At 72.7% G+C, this 21,795-nt stretch carries 23 protein-coding genes; 15 read left to right on the forward strand and 8 right to left on the reverse strand.

Annotated elements, in window-relative coordinates; genetic code table 11:
- Positions 1–24 precede the first annotated feature (24 nt).
- Positions 25–273 (reverse strand): hypothetical protein, encoded by a 249-nt coding sequence (locus tag BXY45_RS20365; RefSeq protein WP_146211299.1) that lies wholly within the window; start codon positions 271–273, stop codon positions 25–27.
- Between the two features lie 193 nt (positions 274–466).
- On the opposite strand from BXY45_RS20365, the gene BXY45_RS20370 reads away from it, so the two are divergent.
- The gene (locus BXY45_RS20370; RefSeq protein ID WP_109776367.1) at positions 467–805 is read left to right on the forward strand and encodes a hypothetical protein; all 339 of its coding nucleotides are present in this window, start codon (positions 467–469) and stop codon (positions 803–805) included.
- Here the strand turns inward: BXY45_RS20370 and BXY45_RS20375 are convergent.
- Together BXY45_RS20375 and BXY45_RS20380 are read right to left on the reverse strand one after the other, a co-directional pair.
- The gene (locus tag BXY45_RS20375) at positions 700–1,434 is read right to left on the reverse strand and encodes a GNAT family N-acetyltransferase (RefSeq protein ID WP_109776368.1); all 735 of its coding nucleotides are present in this window, start codon (positions 1,432–1,434) and stop codon (positions 700–702) included. The two genes, BXY45_RS20370 and BXY45_RS20375, sit on opposite strands and share 106 nt — an antisense overlap.
- Before the next feature lie 22 nt (positions 1,435–1,456).
- Positions 1,457–2,494, reverse strand: coding sequence for a helix-turn-helix transcriptional regulator (locus BXY45_RS20380; RefSeq protein ID WP_211319785.1), 1,038 nt, complete (start codon positions 2,492–2,494; stop codon positions 1,457–1,459).
- 95 nt (positions 2,495–2,589) lie between these two features.
- Between BXY45_RS20380 and BXY45_RS20385 the strand changes: the two genes are divergently transcribed.
- Complete coding sequence (locus tag BXY45_RS20385; RefSeq protein WP_170131649.1) at positions 2,590–2,985, forward strand: Rid family hydrolase; 396 nt, start codon at positions 2,590–2,592, stop codon at positions 2,983–2,985.
- A 10-nt stretch (positions 2,986–2,995) separates the two neighbouring features.
- On the opposite strand, the gene BXY45_RS20390 is transcribed toward BXY45_RS20385, so the two are convergent.
- A complete protein-coding gene (locus BXY45_RS20390) occupies positions 2,996–3,481 on the reverse strand; it encodes a hypothetical protein (protein ID WP_109776371.1) in 486 nt (161 codons plus the stop codon).
- Positions 3,482–3,836: 355 nt separating this feature from the next.
- A complete protein-coding gene (locus tag BXY45_RS20395; protein ID WP_170131647.1) occupies positions 3,837–4,283 on the reverse strand; it encodes a GNAT family N-acetyltransferase in 447 nt (148 codons plus the stop codon).
- Positions 4,284–4,474: 191 nt separating this feature from the next.
- Between BXY45_RS20395 and BXY45_RS20400 the strand changes: the two genes are divergently transcribed.
- From BXY45_RS20400 to BXY45_RS20415, 4 genes are all read left to right on the forward strand, one after another.
- Positions 4,475–5,134 (forward strand): DUF2975 domain-containing protein, encoded by a 660-nt coding sequence (locus BXY45_RS20400; protein WP_109776373.1) that lies wholly within the window; start codon positions 4,475–4,477, stop codon positions 5,132–5,134.
- The gene (locus tag BXY45_RS24385; RefSeq protein WP_245961952.1) at positions 5,124–5,384 is read left to right on the forward strand and encodes a helix-turn-helix domain-containing protein; all 261 of its coding nucleotides are present in this window, start codon (positions 5,124–5,126) and stop codon (positions 5,382–5,384) included. Before BXY45_RS20400 ends, BXY45_RS24385 begins: the two co-directional genes overlap by 11 nt.
- A 118-nt stretch (positions 5,385–5,502) precedes the next feature.
- Positions 5,503–5,811, forward strand: a complete 309-nt coding sequence (locus tag BXY45_RS20410; RefSeq protein WP_109776374.1) for a hypothetical protein — start codon at positions 5,503–5,505, stop codon at positions 5,809–5,811.
- Between the two features lie 209 nt (positions 5,812–6,020).
- Complete coding sequence (locus BXY45_RS20415; protein ID WP_109776375.1) at positions 6,021–6,599, forward strand: hypothetical protein; 579 nt, start codon at positions 6,021–6,023, stop codon at positions 6,597–6,599.
- A gap of 28 nt (positions 6,600–6,627) precedes the next feature.
- Here the strand turns inward: BXY45_RS20415 and BXY45_RS20420 are convergent, their stop codons facing one another.
- The gene (locus BXY45_RS20420) at positions 6,628–7,659 is read right to left on the reverse strand and encodes an acetylxylan esterase (RefSeq protein ID WP_109776376.1); all 1,032 of its coding nucleotides are present in this window, start codon (positions 7,657–7,659) and stop codon (positions 6,628–6,630) included.
- A gap of 87 nt (positions 7,660–7,746) precedes the next feature.
- Here BXY45_RS20420 and BXY45_RS20425 point away from each other — a divergent pair, with 87 nt between their 5' ends.
- From BXY45_RS20425 to BXY45_RS20435, 3 genes are all read left to right on the forward strand, one after another.
- On the forward strand, positions 7,747–8,490 hold the full coding sequence (locus BXY45_RS20425) for a DsbA family oxidoreductase (RefSeq protein ID WP_109776377.1): 744 nt from the start codon (positions 7,747–7,749) through the stop codon (positions 8,488–8,490).
- 120 nt (positions 8,491–8,610) lie between these two features.
- Complete coding sequence (locus BXY45_RS20430; protein WP_146211300.1) at positions 8,611–12,315, forward strand: TM0106 family RecB-like putative nuclease; 3,705 nt, start codon at positions 8,611–8,613, stop codon at positions 12,313–12,315.
- Between the two features lie 202 nt (positions 12,316–12,517).
- Positions 12,518–13,414: a hypothetical protein gene (locus tag BXY45_RS20435; protein ID WP_109776379.1), complete on the forward strand. Its 897-nt coding sequence runs from the start codon at positions 12,518–12,520 to the stop codon at positions 13,412–13,414.
- Here BXY45_RS20435 and BXY45_RS20440 read toward each other — a convergent pair.
- On the reverse strand, positions 13,372–14,538 hold the full coding sequence (locus BXY45_RS20440; RefSeq protein ID WP_109776380.1) for an MGDG synthase family glycosyltransferase: 1,167 nt from the start codon (positions 14,536–14,538) through the stop codon (positions 13,372–13,374). The genes BXY45_RS20435 and BXY45_RS20440 overlap by 43 nt on opposite strands.
- Before the next feature lie 173 nt (positions 14,539–14,711).
- Between BXY45_RS20440 and BXY45_RS20445 the strand changes: the two genes are divergently transcribed.
- Entirely contained in the window at positions 14,712–15,680 is a 969-nt protein-coding gene (locus BXY45_RS20445) for a DMT family transporter (RefSeq protein WP_109776381.1), read from the forward strand.
- A 74-nt stretch (positions 15,681–15,754) separates the two neighbouring features.
- Positions 15,755–16,729, forward strand: a complete 975-nt coding sequence (locus BXY45_RS20450; RefSeq protein ID WP_146211301.1) for an NERD domain-containing protein — start codon at positions 15,755–15,757, stop codon at positions 16,727–16,729.
- 21 nt (positions 16,730–16,750) lie between these two features.
- Here BXY45_RS20450 and BXY45_RS20455 read toward each other — a convergent pair whose 3' ends face one another.
- Positions 16,751–17,782, reverse strand: a complete 1,032-nt coding sequence (locus tag BXY45_RS20455) for a nucleoside hydrolase (protein ID WP_109776383.1) — start codon at positions 17,780–17,782, stop codon at positions 16,751–16,753.
- 63 nt (positions 17,783–17,845) lie between these two features.
- On the opposite strand from BXY45_RS20455, the gene BXY45_RS20460 reads away from it, so the two are divergent.
- The 4 genes from BXY45_RS20460 to lat all read left to right on the forward strand — a co-directional run bounded on the left by BXY45_RS20460 (position 17,846) and on the right by lat (position 21,684).
- A complete protein-coding gene (locus BXY45_RS20460) occupies positions 17,846–19,225 on the forward strand; it encodes a SufS family cysteine desulfurase (RefSeq protein WP_245961953.1) in 1,380 nt (459 codons plus the stop codon).
- A 1-nt stretch (position 19,226) separates the two neighbouring features.
- Positions 19,227–19,697, forward strand: coding sequence for a Fe-S cluster assembly sulfur transfer protein SufU (gene sufU, locus BXY45_RS20465; RefSeq protein ID WP_109776385.1), 471 nt, complete (start codon positions 19,227–19,229; stop codon positions 19,695–19,697).
- A 71-nt stretch (positions 19,698–19,768) separates the two neighbouring features.
- The gene (locus BXY45_RS20470) at positions 19,769–20,218 is read left to right on the forward strand and encodes an Lrp/AsnC family transcriptional regulator (protein WP_109776386.1); all 450 of its coding nucleotides are present in this window, start codon (positions 19,769–19,771) and stop codon (positions 20,216–20,218) included.
- Between the two features lie 92 nt (positions 20,219–20,310).
- The gene (lat, locus tag BXY45_RS20475; RefSeq protein ID WP_211319789.1) at positions 20,311–21,684 is read left to right on the forward strand and encodes an L-lysine 6-transaminase; all 1,374 of its coding nucleotides are present in this window, start codon (positions 20,311–20,313) and stop codon (positions 21,682–21,684) included.
- The last annotated feature ends 111 nt before the right edge of the window (positions 21,685–21,795 follow it).

Below are 21,795 nucleotides of genomic sequence, written 5' to 3' on the forward strand. Positions count from 1 at the left end.
GACGTTGACGTGGGCGAACGCTGCTCACACCAACGCTGTTGATCTCTTACGAGGGAGGGCGCCCGCGGTGCTCACCTGACTATGACCGCGCCCTGGCACGTCACCCGCGTCGACGCCGTAGGCGGCGTCACCGTCGCCCGCGCGAACGCCGGCGCGCGCCAGGGACGTCACGTAGAACACGTGACTGGCGAGCACCAGCGACGACGCCGCCGCCAGCGACGGCATGAGCCAGCGCGGGAGTCGCAGATCGGGCAGCACGTCGGTCGTCGTCATGAAGCCGAGTCTTCCGGCATCGCGCAGCACGCGGAAGTGCCTGGCTGGTGGTGATCCCGGGCCGCGGCCGTCCGCTGGGGTCGAGCTGGTCTCACCACAGCTCGTTCCTGTCCGCCGACGTGCGGCGTCGATCAGCGAGGTGGAGAGTGCTCTCCGTCGATCATGAGAGCGGGAGGCACGTCTGGTGTTGAGGATGCTGCGTCAGCTGCCCCAGCCGTTCAAGACGCTCTACGCGGCCACTTTCGCCGTCTTCTTCATCGGCTTCGTCACCGTCGCCATCGCGGACGAGCCCGACGGTTTCCGGTTCGTCATCGTCCCCTTCGGGCTGCTCATGGCCGCGCAGGGCACCGTCCTGGCGCTGGACGTGCGCGGGAACGCCACGGAGTACTCGCGGCTCCTGAAGACCACCAAGCCGATGGGCGTCGACTACTCCGGCAGCTTCATGAGCTCCGTGCGCGCGATCCGAATGCTGGGGGCGGCGGTGCTCGTCGTCGGACTCTTCATGACGGTTGCCGCGGTTGTCGGGACATGACCGTCGACCTCAGCGGGGGCTGAGGTGTCGCCGGCACGCACCGCCGGTCGGACATCACCAGCGATGAGGGCGTGGACGTGCATGTCGTGCCAGCCGTCCAGGTGCAGCGCTTTCGCGCGGAGAGTGCCCTCAGCGCAGAAGCCCGCCGCGAGTGCCACTCGACACGACGCCTTGTTGAGGGTCGAGTGCTGGAGTTCGACGCGGTGCAACGCGAGGTCGCCGAAAGCCCAGTCGACGAGCGTGGACACCGCGCGGACGGCCACCCCCTGCCCGCGGTGCTGGGGAAGGACCCAGTACGAGATCTCGGCACACGCCTCGTGCAGGTCGAGGCCGCCCAACGCGACACGACCGGCCAGATCCCCCCTGACCGTGACCGCCCAGCTGGCGCCGCGCTCTTGCGCCCAGCGGTCGCGCTCGAACTTCACCCAGGACCGAGCCTGGTCGATGGAGAGCGACCGGGCGTGCCAACGGTGGATCGCCGGGTCCTCGTAGGCGCGCGCTACCTGCTCTGCGTCGGCCTCCTGCCAGGGGCGCAGCAGCAGATCGTGTCCGGGGAGGACAGGTTGCGCGCGGCTGGACAAGACACCGGGCTTGAGCACGGGTGCGGTGGTGGTCCCCGGCTGCGTCATGGGTCAGAACCTCCCACGGCCCTCACCGCGTCTCGAGATCGCGGGCGTAGTGGACCGCGAGCGCGAGTGCGCGCTCGCGGAGCTGCTCGCGGAGCCACGGCGGGTCAAGGACCTCGGCGTCCAGACCGAGCGTCCACACCGCCCACCGCGCGTGGCGGTCGTCTTGGAAGGTGACGTCCAGCAACCGCCACCCCTCCCGACCAGCTCCGACTCCGGCGCCGGCTACCTCCTCGAGCGGCTCGTCACCCAGCACGGAGACCGCGGTGGCCAGCAGCTCCGCCAGCCGTGCCGGGGCCACCGACAACCGCACGCGCACCTGCTGCTCCCCTGCCCGGAAGCGCGCGCTGCGCTCGCGCCAGAGGGCGGCGAGGTCGACGTCGTCGTCCCGAACCGCCTCCTCGGGAAGGACGTCAGCAGAGGAGATCCGTGACAGTCGGTACGTGCGGTCCTCACCGGACCGTCTGGCGAGCAGGTAGTGGCGGCCGCGGGAGGTGACCAGACCGATCGGGTCGACCGTGCGCGTCGATGTCACGCCGTCCGCGCCGACGTGGTCCAACCGCAGGCGCCGCCCCGAGACCACCGCCTCTCGCACGGCGGCCAGGACGGCGGGCGCCACCTCGTCGAGCGCCTGCCGACGCGCCAGGAGGTCGGTGTCGGGCTCCACGAGGAAGCGCCGCGCGGCAGCGCTCACGCGCTGGGCCCCGGTGCCGGGCACCGCGTCCAGGACCTTGCGAACCGCTGACCCCAGCTCGGTGTGCAACCCGAACAGGTGCCCGCCCCGTGACGTGGCGGCGAGCAGCGCGGTGGCCTCGTCGTCGGTGAGTCCCGTCAGCTCGGTGCGGAAGCCCGGCAAGAGCGCGAACCCGCCGTGCCGCCCGCGCTCGGCGTACACCGGGACCCCGGCGGTCGAGAGCGACTCGACGTCGCGCATCACCGTGCGGACGGAGACCTCCAGCTCAGCGGCCAGCTCCGGCGCGGTCATCCTTCCGCGCTGCCGCAACAGCAGCACGAGGGACACCAGCCTGTCGGCGCGCACCGGAACATCGTTGTAGATAGTCATGAATAGGTGACAGGAGGTGGCAGGTATCCGCGTCAGGGTCGTCCGTGCGGCGCAGAGAGCGCCCGCAGGAGCAAGGAGCGGTGCAGCGAATGGTCATCAACCGGACAGCGATCAACCCGGTGTCGTGGTCGACGGAGCTGGGGTTCAACCAGGGCGAGCTGGTCGTCGGAGGTCACCGGACCTTGTACGTGTCGGGCCAGACCGCGATGGACGCGGCCGGCACACCTCAGCACGACGGCGACATCGCCGCCCAGCTGGCGCTGTGCCTCGACAACGTCGAGGCCGTGCTGACAGGAGCGGGCATGGCGCTGTCCGACCTCGTGAGGCTCAGCGTCTACACCACCGACGTCGACGCGCTGCTCCCCCACTACGGCGTGCTCGCGGGCCGCCTGGGCGCAGCGGGGGCCGCTCCGACGACGACGATGCTCGGCGTCGTCCGGCTCGCCGTGCCCGGTCAGCTGGTCGAGCTGGAGGCGACCGCCGTGGCCTGACAGCGGGGCGTCATGGTGAGCGCTGCTGCTCCAGCACCTGCGCGAGCTCGGCGCGCTGCGATGCGGTGGCCTCCATCGAGCCCTCCACGTAGTGGAGCAGCTGGTCACGGGTCACGCCGTCCGCGGTCTCGGTGGGCCTCGGGTCTCCGGACATCCGGATGCACCGCTGGTGGAGCAGCCCGTCACCGCGCAGCGCATACACCCCCTGGTGCCCGCCGACGGTGAAGTACACGCCCGCGTCGACGTCGTAGGCACCGAGCAGCAGCACGTAGTCGCCCTCCGGTAGCAGCCCCGGGCCTGGCGGCTCGTGCGAGAACAGCCGCAGCCCGTGCGGGAAACTCCCCACGAGCGGCTCCACCGAGCTGGTCTCCACGCAGGCGCCGTCACCCTGAGCGAAGTCCGACGGCAGCGCCCTGCCCGTGACGTGCACCTGGGCCGCGGCCTCGATGAACCCGGGCAGTGAGGAGGTGAGGTCGTCCGCGCTCGTCGGCGTCACGCAGGGCACGTCCGGCGGCCCTGCCGTCGCCACGCCGCCCGAGCGGCTGGTCGACACCCCGGGCGACGACTGACTCGCCTGCGTCACCCCCACGTCGCCTGAAGCACAGCCCGCTAGACCCATCAGGACGACGACGGCGAGAGCGCCCCGCGCAGCACGCACGCCGGCCGTCGCCGTCGTCGTCCTCATCGAGCCTCTGTCGCCGGGGCCGTCATCGAGATCCACTCTCCTGGTACGCGCGGCGACCCCGTCGAGGTTGCCCACAATCTCCCGACTGGGGACTCGCAGACCGACGGCCGGCGGCTCTGAGCAGGTCAGCGCGTCCCCAGTCGGCGGGAGCTCAGACGGCCGGGGCTCATCCCCTCGCCGGCGGGGTCCACGACATGTGGTGGCACTCCATGTCGAAGCCGTTCCGCAGGTAGCTGCGGTGCGCGTCGTGGCGGGCGTAGCCGGTGTCCAGGTGCAGCTCGGCGCACCCGCGCTCCACCGTCTGTGCCTGGGCGTACCGCAGCAGCAGGGCGCCCAGCCCGTGGCCACGGTGCTCGGGCAGCGCGATGAGGTCGTCGATGTACAGGATCCGGCCCCACGCCATCGTGGTCAGCTCGCGGAACCCCATCGCTGCGGCCACCTCGCCGTCTCGCTCTACGAAGACGATCTCGAAGCCCGTCGCCGCCTGCTCGCGCCACCGACCGACGAACTCCTCCTCGTCGAGGTGAGGCCGCAGCACGCGGTAGGCGGGGAAGCATCGGCGCACGGCCGCCTCGTCGCTCGCGGGTACGACGTCGTGAAGATCACCGGTCACGGCAGCGAGAGTACGAGGATCTGCACCTATGACGCCGCAGGCGCCGTCATCGCCACGACCACCGCGGAGGTCGCCGGCTTTGGCCGCTGAGCTCGCGACGGGACGACGCGCTCGGCGCGACTCTGGACGATCGAGCAACCCTGACCTTACTGTTGTCGATAACATTGACATCGATAACGAGGTGGCTGCAGATGGTGCTCGACGACCGTGCCGACGACGTTCCCGCTCCCCTGCGCCCGAACCGGCGCCGTGCCAGCGCGCTGCATGTCGGGGCTACCTTCATGCGGCTGCTCGTGGCCCTCGGGGCGCTGCTCGTGGCCGCTTCGATCTGGACCGCGCTGACCGGCCGCGCGATCCTCTCCGACGGCGGACTCGCCTCCTACCTGACACTCGATCTCCTGCCGCAGCTGCAGCAGGCAGACCCGCGCGGTGACGCGACCATCCGCATCATCGACCTGCAGTTATGGGTGCGGCTGCTCGCCTACACCCCGAACGTCATCACCGGGCTGGTCATGGTGTTCTCAGCCCTCACCACGACCAAGATCCTCATCGCCATCGCGGCCGCGCGCCCCTTCGAGCCGAGCACCGCGCGCCGAGTGCACCGGCTGGGCTTGCTGATGGCCGGAGGTGGCGCGCTGGCCGGACTCACCGACACGGTGGCGTCCTTCACCTTCTCGATCACCCAAGCCGGTGACTACGACAGCGGCTGGCACACCGCTTATGAGGGACTCAGCTTCACCGCAGGCGACTGGCCGTGGACGCTGATCATCACCGGCACCGTCGTCACCGCAGCCGCGGCCGCGTTCCGGGAGGGCGCCCGGCTGCAGCACGAGGCCGACGGTGTCGTCTGACGTGCCGGACACGAGTGGAGATCAGGACGACGACGGCGGGCCCGGCGTCGTCGTCCGGCTCGACGAGCTGCTCGCCGAGCGGGGCATGACGATGACCGAGCTCTCGCGACGCACCGGCATCACCATGGCCAACCTGTCGGTGCTCAAGAACAACAAGGCGCGGGCCATCCGCATGACGACCATCGCAGCGCTCTGCCGCGCCCTCGACGTCGACCCCGGGCAGTTGCTCACCCTCGACCGTCAGCGCTGAGGCAGACGCCTGCACGGAGGTTCGCGACACGCCTTCCGCCGACCAGCGCCCGGCCATACGGTGCGAGTGATCTTCCCGGCTCGTTCCGTCCATCTCGACCAGCTCTGAGGAGTCCCCGATGACCAGGCACGTGCTCGGCGGTCTGCAGGCAGCGGCAGCGGTACTCCTCGCGTGCGGCGTCCTCGTCGGCGTCACGCCCGTCCCCCTGGCGAGCTTCGGCTGCGGGCCCGCCTTCTCCTCGGGCACCTTCGAGAGCGGAACCAGCATGGACGTCGTGTTCGCCTGCGCCGAGGAGCGTTCACAGCGGCAGCTGGGCGCAGCCGCCTTCCTCACACTGGGCGGCGCACTGCTCGCTGGCGCCAGCCTCGCACGCACGCGCACCCGCACAGAACCGCGGAGCGCCACCGAGGCTGACACCTCCTCGTGAGTGCGGCGCCCGCCGCTGACGCGGTCTCTCGGCGGCGCCCACTTCCCCTACCGAGCAGTGGCGGAACGGAACCTCCCCGCTCGTCTATCAACCCCGACTTCATCAACCCCGAGGACGACGACGGCGCCCAGCTCCAGCTGCTCTCATGACTCCTCGTGATCGGTAAGCGCCCGAGGGGGCGCACAGGAACTGTCGTCAGCGTTGCCGCGGTGACGCTGGTGGCGTCGGTGGGTGTGGGCGAGGCGTGGTGGTGGTTGGCGCCGGATTCCGCAGTAGCAGTACCCACGCAGCTCACCGCCGCCGAACGCGCCGACGCCTCGGAGCGGATCCTGCTCATCGCCCGCGACGTCCAGGGGGCGTTCCTGGTCACGTCACAGAGCCAGGGCCAGTCGGCACAGCAGACGCAGGCGCAAACGCCGACCGTCGTCGTCCCCGGCTCCTCACCCGAGGAGGCCGCCACCGCCCTGGCCGCCCGAGCGGGGCTCACCGGGCACGCCGTGACCGCGGTGGCGGCGTGGGCCCGCGAGACCGAGGAACTGCGAGCTGAGATGACCCCCAAGCCAGGCCTGGGGGTGGTGAGCAGCACCGTCCAGATCGACTCGCTGTCAGCAACAAGAAGCCTCCACGGCGTGGTGCAGGTGTGCGCGAACGTCCACTCCGAGTACCAACGGGCGGACGGCCCGGTCAGTGGCGACGTCATTCCGTGGGTCGTCACCGAGGACCCCGCGACGGGCAAGATCACCGACCTCGAGGTGCAGGACTGGGACGGCGGCGACTACACCTGCTGAGCCATGCGCCCTCGACGTCACCGGGGTGTCAGCCGAGGTGGCGGGCGATGAACTCCACCGCGGCCACCTCGTCCACCGGGCCGCCGCCCTCGTGGCCGTTGTACGGCCACACCTCGATCTCCTTGTGCACCTCCACTCCACGGTCAGCGGCGTACTCGCCCCACGCTGCGTGCGCCGCGAACGGCCCGGACGGCGGGACGACGGCGTCCATGAGCCCCACGGTGAACCGCGCCGGGGCACGTCCGCGGCGCGCGAAGCCCACCCCGTCGATGACGTCCAGCGTCCGGTGCACGGCGTCGACGGCGTCGCGATGCACCGCGAGGTAGCGGACCAGCTCGTGGAACGGGTCCTCGTCGGTGATGGTCATCGACCGGCGGATGTCGCACAGGAACGGCACGTGCGCCACCACCGCGCCCACGTCCGGGACGAGCGCCCCCGCCGCGATGGCCATCGCCCCGCCCTGGCTGCCGCCGTAGACCGCGACGCGCGCGGCGTCCACCACGGCGAGCGTCCGCGCGGCGTCGACGGCGCGGGCGGCGTCGGTGAATAGTCGCCGGTAGTAGGAGGTCTCGGGCGAGGTGATGCCGCGTGTCATGACGCCGGGGAACTGCGGGGAGTGGCTGTCCGGGTCGGCGGTGCCGACGTCGGGTGTCGCGCCACGGCTCCACGCCGATCCCTGCCCGCGGGTGTCCATGTGCAGGTGCGCGAAGCCGCAGCTGGCGAACAGCAGGTTCTCGGTGGGCTCGCCGCGGCCACCGCCGTACCCGACGAACTGCACCACCGTCGGCAGGCCGCGACCTGACCGCTCGGCGTCCGCCACAGCCCCCGCGGGCACCCGCAGCCACGCCTTGATCGGCTGCCCGTCGAAGCCCGGGAACGTCACGTCGTACACGTCGACGCCGGTCAGCGGTGTGGGTTCGGGGACGACGACGGCGTCGGTCGAGCCGCCCGCTGCTCGCGCCTGCGCGAGCGTGGTGTCCCAGAACGCGGCGAGCCCCTCCGGGTCGCGGTGGTCACTGCGGTGGGCGCGGAGCTGCGACAGAGGCATGTCGGTGAACACCCCCCGATCCTGCTCGGCAACCCCGGGATCAGCACAGGGAACTCAGCACAGGGAACAGAGACAGCGGCCCCCGGCGTTGGCGTCCGCGTGAAGGTGGAGATCTGGTCCGACGTCGTCTGCCCCTGGTGCTACGTGGGTGAGCGTCGCTTCGAGGCCGCCATGGAAGGGTTTGCGCACCGCGACGCGGTGGAGGTGGTGTGGCGCAGCTTCGAGCTCGACCCGACGTCTACCTCCGACCCCGACGGCACCCAGGTCGGCCCCGACGACCAGGCCCGTCGCCTCGCCACGAAGTTCGGCGCCCCGCTGGAGCAGGGCCGCGAGATGCTCCGGTCGATGACGGCGACCGCCGCCGAGGTCGGCATCGAGATGCGCTTCGACCGCACGGTGAAGGCCAACACCGTCGACGCGCACCAGGTGGCGCACCTGGCGCTGGCCACCGGCGGCCCCGCGCTGCAGGCCGCCGTCGTCGAGAGGCTCATGAAGGCGCACTTCACCGACGGCGAGGCTGTCGGTGACCGCTCGGTGCTCGTGCGGTTGGCTGCCGAGGCGGGCCTGGACGCCGACGCCGTGGGCGAGGCGCTGAAGGAGGATCGCTACCTCGGCGAGGTCCGCGCCGACGAGGCCGAGGCCCGCGCGCTGGGCATCACGGGCGTGCCGTTCTTCGTCATCGACAGGAAGTACGGCGTGTCTGGCGCGCAGTCGCCCGAGGTGCTGCGCGGGGCGCTGGAGCAGGCGTGGTCGGAGCGGACGCCGCAGCTCATCACCGCTCCCGCCGCCGCTGGCTCGCCCGCGACGGCGGACGCCTGCGGCCCCGACGGCGGCGCCATCTGACCTCACCCTCCCCGTGATCATGGGCGTCCGCCACCCTTGAGAGGTGGCGGACGCCCATGATCACGGAGTAGAGGGTGGGGTCGTCACCGGACTGTCGGTGGCGCCCCGCAGACTGCCCGCGTGAGGCGGACGGCTGACGGTTGGTGGCACTCCCCACGCGACCTCATGGCCGCGTTCGAGTGCGACCACCGCCTCACGCTCGAGCACGCCGCCCACACGGGCCTCGTCCAGCGCCCGGCGGTGCCTCTCGACGGTGACCTCGAGCTCGTCGCCCAGCACGGTTTGCTCCACGAGCGGGAGGCGCTCGCCGCGCTCAAGGCGCTGGTCGCGCCGCGGGGTGGACGCGTCGTCGAGGTGACGGCTCCCGGGCAGGGCGACGATGCCCAGCTCACCGCCGCGGGGTTGACGCGCGCGGCGCTGGAGGCCCAGGTCGACGTCGTCCACCAGGCCGCGCTCATGGTCCCCAGCGCCGATGGAGACGACGACGAGCGCGGTGGCGGGTTCCTCGGCTACGCCGACTTCCTCGTCAGCGTCGACCTCAGCACGGGCGAGCCGGTGATCGATGAGGCCACCGGCCGGCGCCGGTACGAGCCCGTCGATGCGAAGCTCGCCCGCACGGCCCGCCCCACCGCGCTGCTGCAGACCGCGGCGTACGCCGATGCCCTCGTCGCCCTCGGTCACCCGGCGCCGCAGCGCGTGCACCTGTGGCTGGGCGGGGGTTCCGGGAGCCCCGGTGGCCGGGTGGTCTCCGAGCGCGCCGCCGACCTGCTGCCGCTCGTGGCGGAGTACCGGGAGCGCGTGCTCGCGCAACTGGGCACGAGCAGCCGTGCCACCACGGACGACGCCGCTCTCCACGCGCCAGCCGTGCCCGAGCCGCTGTGGGCCGATGCGCGCCCCGCGTGCGGCACCTGCACCTGGGCGCCGGTGTGCGAGAGCGGCCGCGAGGAAGCCCGTGACCTCAGCCTCGTCGCCGGGATCCGCCGCGACCAGGTGCACCGCCTGCGCGAGCGTGGCGCGAGCACGGTTGAGGCCCTCGCCGTCGCCCGTGACGACCAGCGCCCGCCCGGCATGGGCCGGCCCACGTTCGAGCGGCTGCGCGCCCAGGCCGCGCTGCAGGCCCGCGGTGACGCGCAGCCGCCGGGCTCGCCGCCGCTACACGTCGTCCACGACGACGCCCCCCTGCGGTTGCTGCCCGAGCCCGACGCGGGCGACCTTTACTACGACATCGAGGGCGACCCCTTCACCGATGGCGGCGAGGGCCTGGAGTACCTGCACGGCCTCACCGGCGCCGACGGCACGTTCACGGCCCACTGGGCCCACGACCGGGCCCAGGAGAAGGTCGCCTTCGAGGCCGTCGTCGACGCGATGACCGCAGCCGCGGCCAGGCACCCGGGCATGCACGTCTACCACTACGCCGCCTACGAGCGGACCGCGCTGCTGGCCCTGGCTGTGCGCCACCAAACCCGCGAGGCCCAGGTCGACCAGCTGCTGCGCGACGGTCGCCTCGTCGACCTGTACGCCGTGGTGCGCGCATCGGTGCGGGTGTCGGCGCCGTCGTACTCCATCAAGAAGCTCGAACCGCTCTATATGGGTGCGGATCTGCGCAGCGGAGACGTCACCACCGCGGGAGACTCGATCGTTCAGTACGAGCGGTACACCGCGCTGACCGCACGAGGCCTCACCACGGATGCCGCCGTCGTCCTCGACGCCATCCGCGACTACAACGCCTACGACTGTGAGAGCACCCGTCGCCTCCACGGATGGCTGCTCTCGCTCGTGGGCAGGACGACGACGGCGGCTGCCGAGGCAGCCGCCGCTGCCGCACGCGCGGCAGCGCTGGAGGGAGCCGACCCGCTGGCGCTGGCCAGCACGGTCGGCGTCGACGACGTGGCGTCCGAGGATCCGTCGGCCGGTGGCCCGGACGCTGTTGTCACCGCCCTCGTCGCCCGGTTGCTCGACGGCGTACCCGACCGCGCCGACCAGCGCACCGAACTGCAGCACGCGCGGGCGCTGCTGGCGGCATCGCTCGGGTACTACCCGCGTGAGCACAAGCCGTTCTGGTGGGAGCACTTCGACAGGCTCCGCACGCCCCTGGACGAGCTCGCCCACGACGACGGCGTCGTCGTCCTCGACAGGGTCGAGGCCGGTGACTGGGAGAAGCCGCCGCGGGCCCGCACGCTGAAGCGGACGGTGAGAGCGACGACGACGTCGGGCGCGGGCGACGTCGCCCGGCTGGGCCGCTCGCCGTTCGCGGTCTACGAGGCACCGGCTCCCGAGGGCATGCAGCTGTCCGCCGACAGCGCCCGCGGCACGCACCCCCGCTGCAGCGCGGTCGAGTGGGAGTCCGGAACGGTGACCTTCGTCGAGAGCACTGCTCAGGCCGGCAGCCAGGGCGGCGCTGGAGGCTGGCCGGAGCTGCCCGTCGCGCTGCTGCCGAGCGCGCCGCCGGCCACGAAGGGCAAAGAGGCGGTGGTGCTCGACCTGGCCCGTGCCGCCCTGGCGGACCTGGAGGCCGGGCGCGAGCCCGACGAGGCGTGGTGGCGGCTGCTGCTGCGCCGCGCTCCGGGCCTGCACCACGCACCTGCCGTCGAGGGGGCTGAAGGCACCGACACCGTGGGCGCGGTGACGTCGTCGCTGCTGGACGCGGGGCGTGACGTCGTCGCCGTCCAGGGGCCCCCGGGCACGGGCAAGACGTTCGTCGGTTCGCGCGTCATCGCCGCGCTGGCGCGGCGGGGGTGGCGGATCGGCGTCGTCGCGCAGAGCCACCAGGTGGTGGAGAACCTCCTCGAGCGGGTGGTCGCCGTGCGCGACGACGCCGCGCGGGGGCCGCATTTCGCCGTCGCCAAGCCGAAGCAGGACGGCGACGAGCGCGAGGCCACCCCGTGGGAGCGCCCACCCAAGGTCGACGCGTGGCTCGCGGCGCAGGAGGGCGGCTGCGTGCTGGGGGGCACGTCGTGGACGTTCGCGCAGGAGAGGATCCGCAGCCAGCACCTCGACCTGCTGGTCGTCGACGAGGCTGGGCAGTTCGCTCTCGTCGACGCGCTCGTCGCGGGTTCGGCGGCGGAGCGGATGCTGCTGCTGGGAGACCCGCAGCAGCTGCCACAGGTGTGCCAGGGCACCCACCCCGAGCCTGTCGACGTCTCCGCGCTGCGACACCTGCTCGGCGAGGCCTCGCTCGTGCCACCCGAGGCGGGGTACCTCCTCGACACGACGTGGCGCATGCACGAGCGCGTGTGCGAGCCGGTCTCGCAGCTGCAGTACGAGGGAGTGCTCGCGGCGCACCCGCGCACCGCCGAGCGCCACCTCGAAGGCGTGCAGCCGGGGGTGCACCTGCAGCCCGTCGACCACCGCGACAACACGACGTCGTCCCCTGAGGAGGCGGCGCGCGTCGTGGAGCTCGTCAGCGACGTCCTCGGCCGCACCTGGACGGACGAGGACGGCGCAGCCCGCCCGGTCGACGAAGACGACGTCCTCGTCGTCGCCCCCTTCAACCGACAGGTGTCGCTGCTGCGGGCGGCCCTCGCCGACGCCGGACTCGACGGCGTGCAGGTGGGCACCGTCGACAAGTTCCAGGGCCGCGAGGCGCCCGTCGTCGTGGTGTCGATGGCGACGTCGTCAGGAGACGACCTGCCACGCGGCGTGGAGTTCCTCCTGTCGCGCAACCGCCTCAACGTGGCGCTGTCACGGGCGATGTGGGCGGCGCACCTCGTGCACTCCCCCGCACTGCGCTCGATCACCCCGACCACAGCCGAGGGGCTCGTGGCGCTCGGCGCTTTCGTCGGGGTGCTCCGCAGCGCCCAGACCGGGGCTAGTGCTCGGGGCTAGCGCTCGGGGCGGGGCTGCTGCGCGCGGGTGAAGCCCCCGCGATCACGCAGAAGATCCGCACCGCCGGACCTCAAGTGCGGATCTTTCTCGTCATCGTTCGGCGCTGCGCGCTGGGCCGGACGGGTGACGTCCCGCATCCGTGCGGGGCACTGCCTCAGGGATCGCCTTCAGCTGCCGAGGGCCCTCCGCCGACCACCTGGACATGCCGCTCCTCACCCTGCGCCCCGCGCCGCTGCGCTCGACGCCCCTCACGACGTCGACGACGTCCGTGCTGCGGCACCTCGACTCCCGGCTGGTCACCGCGCTGCTGCGCACGGCGGCCCCGGCTCTGGAGAGCGCACGCACCGTGGTGCTGCTCGCTGAGGGCCGCGACGGGCGCCGCGTCAGCGGTGACGCCCGCGAGGTGCTCGCCTCCAGCGACGCGACCCTGCTGATCGTCACGGGTGACCGCACCCGGCCGCCGTGGGTGGACGCCCTCGAGCCGGATGCGCCGGCGACGACCACGGGCCCGCGGGTGGCGTGGTGTTCCTCGGCGGACCTGGCTGACGCCCTGGACCTGGCCCTCGCCGACGGGCTGCCGCAGGCGCGTGTCTCGGAGCACTCGCGCCAGCTGCTCACGGAGCTGGTGGCCTACTGGGAGGTCAACGGACTGCGCGAGCTCCACGACACCGTGGTGGTGGCGGGTCGCGCCGCGTGGCCGGAGTACCTGCGCACGGGCGCCATCATCAGCACGCCTGGCCCGCAGCTGCGCGGGGGTACCTCTTACGTCGGGTTCTCCGTGGACGGCGCGGTGGCCCCCGTGGTCCCGGCCGTCACGGGGGTGCACCGGGGCGTGCGCTTCACTCCCGCCGCCGCCGAGCGGCACCGGGAGAAGGGGCTCACGCACCTCGCCGACGTCATCGAGACCTCCCTGGCTGCGCGCACGCGCAGCGAGGGCGCCGTGTACGACGTCGTCCTGCTCAGCGCTCCCGACGCCGAGACCACCGTGCAGCTCGGTGCGGAGGTGCCGGACGCCGAGGGCGCGGGTCGTCGGGCGGGGTGGGCGCCGGCTCGCCGCTACGCGCACCTCGACGAGCTGCGCGGCAGCACCGCCGCCTGAGGGGCGGTCGCGCAGGCGAGGCGCAGCACCGCCTGCGCGGCGTCGGGCCAGTCGCTGGGCAGGCGCCCCCGGGCGTGCTGGGCGCGCAGCGCGTCGGCGAGCTGGCCGGGCGACGTCGGCCACGGCACACCGGCGCGCTCGGCCAGCACTGCGGCGTTGGCGCGCCCGTGGCCGGGGATGCTGCGGTAGGTGACCGCGGGCAGACCGGCGACCAGCGCCTCGGTGACAGCGAGGCCACCGGCGTTGTGGACGAGCACGTCGGCGAGCTGCATGAGCTCGTGGACGTCGGAGCGCCACCCCAGCGCGACGGCCCCGGGCACGGCGGCGACGTCACGCTGCAGCGCCACGTTGCGTCCGCACAGCACGAGCGGGGTGAAGCCTGCCGCGACGACGTCGCGGGTCGAGGGGACGACGTCGCCCATCCCCAGCGACCCGGTGGCCAGCAGCGCGATCGGCCTGCCACCCAGCAGTTCTCCGCACAGACCGTGGTGCAGGCCCAGCTGCTCGCGCAACGCCACGAGCGCCGGCAGCTGCGGCCGTCGGGAGAACCGCTCCGGGACGAGCGGCCCCGCCACCGCGAAGGGCGCACCGGCGCGGGTCATCTCGGGGTAGTCGGCGCGGCCCTGCTGGGCGGTGGCGTCGGTGACGGTGAGGTGGGCGAGCGCCCGGGGGTGCAGCCACGACAGGTGCACCGCAGGGTCGGTGAGGTAGGTCGCGAAGGGCACGTGCAGTCGCCCGGCCTCGGTCAGCTGACCGAGCAGCTGGCTCGCCAGCGGGTAGGTGGACACCACGATGTCGGGCCTCGTCAGCTCCACCCACCGCTGCACCGCGTCGGCGCCGAGGGAGCAGATCTCCTGCTCGACGCGCCACACGAACCCACGGCGCTCCATGCCACAGAAGATCCACTCGAAGAGCCGCGGGGCACGCGCGACGGTCAACGCGTACCCGTCGCGCAGGAACAGCTGCGCCGGGCGGGGCAGCGCATCGAGCAGGTCGCGCACCTCGGCAACGGCCCCCGCAAGGCGCAGCCGGTGCGCCAGCTCGGCGGCCGCGCCGTCGTGCCCGGCACCCACACTTCCCGTGAGGACGAGCACACGGGGTGCGTGCGTGGGCACTGCGGTCATCGAGGATCCTCACGTCGAGCGGGCTGGTCCGTCACGACCCTGCCCGCTTCTCGGCGGCGCTCCCCCCGTAGGCACGCACACACCAGGTGAAGATCAGGAGAACTCCTCCCGCCGCCTCGCAGACGCCACGGGGTCGCCAGCTCTGGGCTACCGCGACGGGAGATGCTGGGGCGGTGATCGCGGTGGCACTCGGTTTGACCGCGGCGTGCGCCCTGGCCGGCGCCGCGGTCCTGCAGCACGACGCCGCCTCCGGCGCACCGGCCGCGGAGGGCTTCGGTGCCGGGGTGCGATTGCTCGGGCGGTTGCTGCGCCGTCGTCGCTGGCTGGCCGGTCAGCTGCTCGGTGCGACGGGGCTGCTGCTGTTCGCGGTCGCCCTGCACCTGGGTCGCGTGGTGGTCGTGCAGCCGCTGCTGGCGACCCAGCTGGTGTTCTCGCTGCTGCTCGTCGGGGCTCTGGCACGACGGCGGCACGGTCGCGCCGGACTCGACGCGGCGCTGTGGGGTGCGGCGGCCCTCGTGGTCGGTGGTCTCGTCGTCTTCGGGGTAAGCGCCCACCCCGTCCAGGACCGGGGTGGTCCCGACGTCGCCGCGGTCCGCGAGGCCTGGCTGCTCGGGTCGGCAGGCGCGGCGCTGGTGCTGCAGGTGGCGGCCGGGCTCGTCGGGAACCTCCTCACGCGGGGACGACGCAGCGTGCTGCTGGCGGTCGCGGCCGCGTGCGGCTTCGGGGTCGACGCGCTGCTGCTCAAGGCGGTCGGTGCCCACCTGGAGGCCGGCGAGGTCCTGTCGTGGCCGCTGCTGGCGCTGGCCGTGCTCGCGCCGTCGTCGCTGATCACCGCGCAGCGTGCGTTCCAGGCGGGATCGGTGACGCAGGCGCTCCCGGCGATCGCGGCGCTGGAACCGGTGGTGGCCATCACCGTGGCGGGCCCGGCACTCGGCGAGCACCTCTCCGACGACCCGGCCCTGCGCGCCGGACAGGCTGTCGGTCTGCTGGCGCTCCTGCTCGGGGTGGTGGTCCTCGCGCGGCGCGGGCCGTGGGCGACCACTCCCCCCTCCAATGGCGAGAACCACAGCAACGAGGACGACGACGACGGCGAGCGCGGCCACCACCTCACCGAACTGCACCGGCCTGCGCCGAACGGGTGACAGGTCCCCGCATGCACCACTGACCGGCCCGCCCACCGCTGGAGCGGGAGCGGTAGGCCGCCGATGCCGGCAGAGTGACTGCTCCCGGCCATTCCTGGCCCCCGCTCGAGCAGCCACCATCTGACAGCGCCCACCTCGACGGTGCCTCCGTCGACAGCGCCCCTTCCGACAGCGCTCTGCTCGACAACACCCTGCTCGACAGGACTGGGCCCAGCGACAGCGCACCTCGACCGACGCGTACCACTCGGCCGGCCGGCGCGACCGCGATGGCCGCCACGCTCGCCGCGCAAGCCTCCGCCCCGCACCGACCCGCGCTGCTGGAAGCCCTCCGCCGCACCGTCGGAGCCGACCCCCTGGTGGACGACGCCCACGAGCCCTACCTCGACGCCGTCGGCCAGCGCGAGGTCGGCCGCCGCCTGGGCGTCCTGCGCCACCGCAGCGGCCCGACCGCACCGTGGCACCTCGTGCACGATGTTCCGCTGAGCACCGCCCAGGCGAACTCCCCGGGCGAGCATGTCGACCCTGTTCATGTCGATCACGTCCTCGTCGGGCCCGGCGGCGTCTACGCCGTCACCGTGCTGCACCTGCCGGGCGCGCGCGTCCGCGCGGCGCAGACCGCGTTCGTCGTGGACGGCCAGCCCTCACAGCACCTGCGTGAGGCGAAGCAGCGGGCCCTCGCGGTGCACCGGGTGCTCAGCGAGGGCGCTGGCCGGGACGTGCCCGTGCGGGCCGTCGTCGTCGTCCTCGGGAGTGAGCGGCTGGCGCTCCCGCTGCGCACGGCCGACGTCGCCGTCCTGCGCGCCCCGGTGCTCGTGCGGTGGTTGCGGAAGCAGCCGAAGGTGCTGGACGCATCCACCGCCGCCGAGCTCGCCGGCCACCTCACGGCCACAGCCCATCAGCACTCCGACGCCCACGATTCGCTCGACGGCTTCGAGCGCCTCCAGCGCACGGTCCTGACCGCCGACAGGCTGCGGCGGGCATGGTTCGTGACGCTGGCGGTGGCGGCGTCGTCGGCCGTGACGACCGTCCTCGCGAGCCTCTCCCCCTGAGGCTGCGGTCGCCGCGGCCGGTCAGAGGGTGAGCAGGCGTTCCAGGAGGACAGCGCCGAAGTCGCCGTCGATCTCCAGCGCGACCCTTGCGACACCGGGGCCGACGGGCGGCGAGTCGGGGAAGCCGTGGTACAGCCCGCGCAGGTCGGCGATGGTCTGACCGCGCCCGGGCCCCTCGGTGCTGTCGACGACGACGGGCACCCGCGGCGCGAGGCTGGGGACGACGTCGCCGGTGGCCACGGCGGCGGCCAGCGGGTCGTGCAGGACCGAGCACGGCCGTCCGAACCGCTGCGCGTAGAAGGCGTAGTAGAACTCGAGCACCTCACCCAGCACCCGGGTGACGGGGGTGCCGGCGGCGAGCAGCGCCTGGCGGTGCTCCTCCTCGAACCGCTGGTGCATCGTCACGTCGAGGCCGATGACCATGAGGTCGAAGCCGGCTTCCACCACCCGGGCCGCCGCCAGCGGGTCGTTGTGGATGTTGGCCTCGGCCACGGGCGTGACGTTGCCCGGCGCCATCGCCGCCCCACCCATGATCGTCAACTCGCGGACGAGGCGCGGCAGGTCGGGGTCGATCTCCAGGGCCAACGCGACGTTGGTCAGCGGGCCGATGGCGAGCACGCGCAGCTCGCCGGCGTGCTCGTGCGCGGCGTCGACGAGGGCCTGCGCCGCGTGGACCCCGCTGAGCTCGGTGGCGGCGCGGGGCAGCGGGACACCACCGGTGCCGTCGGCGCCGTGCACGTGCGGCGCACCGCCGGTGAAGGGGTGGTCGAGGAAGTCGTGGGCGCCGAGGTGGACGGGGACGTCGGGCAGCCCGAGCATGGCCAGCAGGTCGAGGGTGTTACGGGCTCCGGTGGCGGCGGCGATGTTGCCGCTCACCGCACCGACGCCCACGAGGTCGACGCCGGGGGCCGCCGCGAGCCACGCGATGGCGAGGGCATCGTCGACGCCGGTGTCGCAGTCGAGGAAGAGGGGGACGCTTCTGGTCTCGGTGTTCTGGGTGGTCTGGACAGACTGAGTGGTCTGGACAGTCTGGGCGTCAGGAACCTCGGGCACCGGCCCATGCTCGCAGTGCCCGGCCGGTGCGGGCGGCCACCCCAGCGACTTAGCCTTGACGGGGTGAGCACCACCCCCGCGACGGCTGACCAGACGGCCCCACAGACTGCCCAGCAGGCCGCTGGCAAGCCAGTGTTCGATCCCGCAGCGGTCCGCGACGACTTTCCCCTGCTGGGCGTCGAGGTCAACGGTGAACCGCTGGTCTACCTCGACTCAGCCGCCACGTCCCAGCGCCCCCGCGCTGTGCTCGACGCCGAGCGGCGCTTCCTCGAGACGGTGAACTCCGCCGTCCACCGCGGTGCCCACACGCTCGCGGCGGAGGCGACCGAGCTCTTCGAGGGCGCCCGCGCCACGGTCGCGGGGTTCGTGGGAGCGGAGCCGGAGCAGCTGGTGTGGACCTCCGGCGCCACCGCCGGGCTGAACCTCGTCGCGTACTCCCTGGGCAACGCCGCTGCGGGTCGCGCCGTGCCAGGTCACGAGGACGCCGTCCGCCAGTGGGTCCCCGGGCCGGGCGACGACATCGTCGTCACCGAGGCCGAGCACCACGCCAATCTCGTCCCGTGGTTGGAGCTGGCCGCGCGCACGGGCGCGGCCGTCCGGGCGATCCCCGTCCACGACGACGGCACCCTTGACCTGGACGCTGCCGGCGCGCTCCTCACGCCGCGCACCCGGGTGCTCGCCTTCTCGCACGTCTCCAACGTGCTCGGTGTGGTCAACCCCGTCGAGCAGCTCGTGGCGCTGGCCCGGGAAGCCACCGGCGGCACGGCCCTCACGGTGCTCGACGCGTGCCAGTCCGCGCCGCATCTGCCGCTGGACCTGCCGGCGCTGGGTGTCGACGTCGCCGTCTTCTCCGGTCACAAGGTGCTCGGGCCGAACGGCATCGGAGCCCTGTACGGGCGGGCCGAGGTACTGGAGGCACTGCCGCCGTTCCTCCTGGGTGGGTCGATGATCACCACGGTGACACTGGAGGGCGCCGAGTACCTGCCGCCTCCGCAGCGCTTCGAGGCCGGCACCCAGCCCGTCTCGCAGGCGGTGGCGCTGGCCGCCGCCGTCGACTACCAGCGCGCCGTGGCCGACAGGTTCGGCACCGACGCGCTCCTCGCGCACGAGCGCGCGCTGGAGCGGCAACTGCGCCACGGCCTGCGCGAGCTGCCCGGCATCCGCCTCCTCGGTGACGCCGCGGGAACCGACGACGGCACCGTCGAGCGGGTCGCACTGCAGGCCTTCGAGGTCGACGGCGTGCACGCGCACGACGTCGGCCAGCTCCTGGACGCCCGCGGCGTGGCCGTACGGGTGGGTCACCACTGCGCGCAGCCCCTGCACCGCCGCTTCGGGACGACGGCGAGCGTGCGCGCCAGCGCCGGGATCTACACGACGGCGCACGACGTCGACGTCTTCCTCGACGCCCTCTCCGGCGTGCGCTCCTACTTCGGGGTGGCCTGAGGTGGCCGGGCTCGACTCGCTCTACCAGGAGCTGATCCTCGACCACGCCAAGCGCCGCCTCGGCGCCACCGACCTTGCCGAGCTGCCCGAGCTGACGGAGAGCACGTGCGGCGCGACGTCCCACCAGCGCAACCCCATCTGCGGCGACGAGATCACCCTGCGCGTCACCCTCGACGGCGAAGTGGTCTCCGACATCGCCTGGGAGGGCCTGGGCTGCTCCATCTCGCAGGCGTCCGCCTCGATGCTCACCGACCTGGCCCGCGGGACGACGACGGCGGAGCTCGCGCAGCTCACCGAGGGCTTTCGCGAAGCGATGCGCTCCAAGGGACAGCTCCCTCTCGACGAGGAGCGGTACGGAGATGCGGCCGCCCTGTCCGGCGTCTCGAAGTTCACCGCCCGCGTGAAGTGCGCGATGCTCGCGTGGGTCGCCCTGGAGGACGCCACCCGTCGCGCCCGCCCCACGACGGGCTGAACACCGGCCGTGCAGGCCGGACCCGATAACCCAGCGCGCGGCGGGCGAGTCCGGCGCTAAGTTTTCCGGCCATGACCCTCGACGCCACGGACCTGGCCCTCGTCCGCGCGCTGAGCGAGCGGGGCCGGGCCACCTTCGCTCAGCTGGCCGGTGAGACCGGCCTGTCCACCTCTGCCACGCAAGCGCGGGTGCGCCGCCTGGAAGCCGAGGGAGTGATCACGGGGTACCGAGCCGTGGTCGATCCGGAGGCGGTGGGGCAGCCGCTGGCGGCCTTCATCGAGATCACCCCTCTCGACCCCGCGCAGCCCGACGACGCCCCCCGCCGTTTGGAGCACCTGACGGAGATCAGTGCCTGCTACTCGGTGGCGGGGGATGCGAGCTACCTCCTCATGGCACGCGTGGCGTCGCCGCGGGCCCTGGAAGACCTGCTGCAGCGGATCCGCTCCGCCGCGTCCGTGCGGACCCGGAGCACCGTCGTGCTGCAGACGTTCTTCGAACGCACGAGCAGTCCGTCGCCATAGTTTCACCGGCATTTCAAGCAAATGGCAGGCGTATCGCCCGCCTGAGTCTTCTCAAGCGGGCGCTTGACCCGTAAGGTTCGGCTATGGCCGTGATGACCCACACCCGCCCCACCGCGACCACCCCAGCGACCAGCTCCTCCACGAGCTGCTCCAGCACGTCCTCCGTCGAGCCCGCCGCGGTGCTCGACTCGCTGTCGCGCCACCTGCTCGTGGACGGGTACGACCTCGTCGTCGACCTCGCCGGTTCCCACGGCTCCTGGTTGCGCGACGCGACCACCGGCAGGGAGCACCTCGACCTCTTCACGTACTTCGCATCGAACCCGATCGGCACCAACCACCCCGGGCTCACGGAGAACACGGCCTTCCTCGCCAAGCTCGCCGCCACGGCCCTCCACAAGCCGAGCAACTCCGACATCTACACGACGCAGCTCGCGGAGTTCGTCGACACCTTCGCCCGTGTGCTCGGCCACCCGCAGCTGCCGCACCTGTTCTTCATCGACGGTGGCGCCCTGGCGGTGGAGAACGCCCTCAAGGTCGCGTTCGACTGGAAGAGCCGCCTCAACGAGAGCAAGGGGCTGGACCCGGCGCTCGGCACGCAGGTCATGCACCTGGAGGGCGCCTTCCACGGCCGCTCCGGCTACACGATGTCACTGACCAACACCGATCCCACCAAGACCGCGCGCTTCCCGCAGTTCACCTGGCCGCGCATCCCCGCCCCGCACACGGGCCTCGGCGACGAGGCGTGCGTCGAGCGAGCCGAGGACGACGCTCTGGCCGCCGCCCGCGCAGCCTTCGAGGCCAACCCCCACGACATCGCCTGCTTCATCATGGAGCCGATCCAGGGCGAGGGCGGCGACCGCCACTTCCGTCCGCGCTTCCTCCAGCTCATGCAGCAGCTGTGCCACGCGCACGACGCGCTGTTCATCCTCGACGAGGTGCAGACCGGCGTGGGGATGACCGGAACGACGTGGGCGTTCGAGCAGCTGGTCGTGGTCCCCGACGTCGTCTCCTTCGGCAAGAAGGCGCAGGTCTGCGGCGTCATGGCCGGCGGCCGCGTCGACGAGGTACCCGACAACGTCTTCGCGGTGAGTTCGCGGATCAACTCCACGTGGGGCGGCAACCTCACCGACATGGTTCGGTCCCAGCGGATCCTCGAGGTCATCGAGGCCGAGGGTCTCGTCGAGCGCGCGGGTGCGCTCGGCGCCCACCTGCTCGCGCGACTGCAGAATCTCGCCGCCAGTCACGCGGTGGTGACGCACCCGCGCGGGCGCGGTCTCATGTGCGCCGTCGACTTGCCCGACACCGCCACCCGCAACGCGGTGGTCGCCGCGCTCAAGGAGGAGGGCGTGCTCGTCCTCGGCTGCGGCACCCGCAGCGTGCGGTTCCGCCCGTCGCTGGCGGTGACCGCTGACGAGCTGGACGCCGGGGTCGACGCCCTCGACCGGGTGCTCACCCGCCTCGCCTGAGGAGCCCGGCTCCGCGACACCGTTCGCGGTGGGCGCGACAAGATTCTTGGTGGGCGCGATCACCCACGACACCCCGGATCACCTGCGACAACGCGAGCAGGGGCGAGGAGG

The organism is Quadrisphaera granulorum (assembly GCF_003149145.1).
Lineage (GTDB): Bacteria > Actinomycetota > Actinomycetes > Actinomycetales > Quadrisphaeraceae > Quadrisphaera > Quadrisphaera granulorum.

Bases quoted from the DNA above. Each gene is read 5' to 3' on its own strand.
- BXY45_RS20365 (WP_146211299.1), bottom strand. From the start codon at position 273: ATGACGACGACCGACGTGCTGCCCGATCTGCGACTCCCGCGCTGGCTC.
- BXY45_RS20370 (WP_109776367.1), top strand. From the start codon at position 467: ATGCTGCGTCAGCTGCCCCAGCCGTTCAAGACGCTCTACGCGGCCACT.
- BXY45_RS20375 (WP_109776368.1), bottom strand. From the start codon at position 1,434: ATGACGCAGCCGGGGACCACCACCGCACCCGTGCTCAAGCCCGGTGTC.
- BXY45_RS20380 (WP_211319785.1), bottom strand. From the start codon at position 2,494: ATGACTATCTACAACGATGTTCCGGTGCGCGCCGACAGGCTGGTGTCC.
- BXY45_RS20400 (WP_109776373.1), top strand. From the start codon at position 4,475: ATGGTGCTCGACGACCGTGCCGACGACGTTCCCGCTCCCCTGCGCCCG.
- BXY45_RS20410 (WP_109776374.1), top strand. From the start codon at position 5,503: ATGACCAGGCACGTGCTCGGCGGTCTGCAGGCAGCGGCAGCGGTACTC.
- BXY45_RS20435 (WP_109776379.1), top strand. From the start codon at position 12,518: ATGCCGCTCCTCACCCTGCGCCCCGCGCCGCTGCGCTCGACGCCCCTC.
- BXY45_RS20440 (WP_109776380.1), bottom strand. From the start codon at position 14,538: ATGACCGCAGTGCCCACGCACGCACCCCGTGTGCTCGTCCTCACGGGA.
- BXY45_RS20470 (WP_109776386.1), top strand. From the start codon at position 19,769: ATGACCCTCGACGCCACGGACCTGGCCCTCGTCCGCGCGCTGAGCGAG.
- lat (WP_211319789.1), top strand. From the start codon at position 20,311: ATGACCCACACCCGCCCCACCGCGACCACCCCAGCGACCAGCTCCTCC.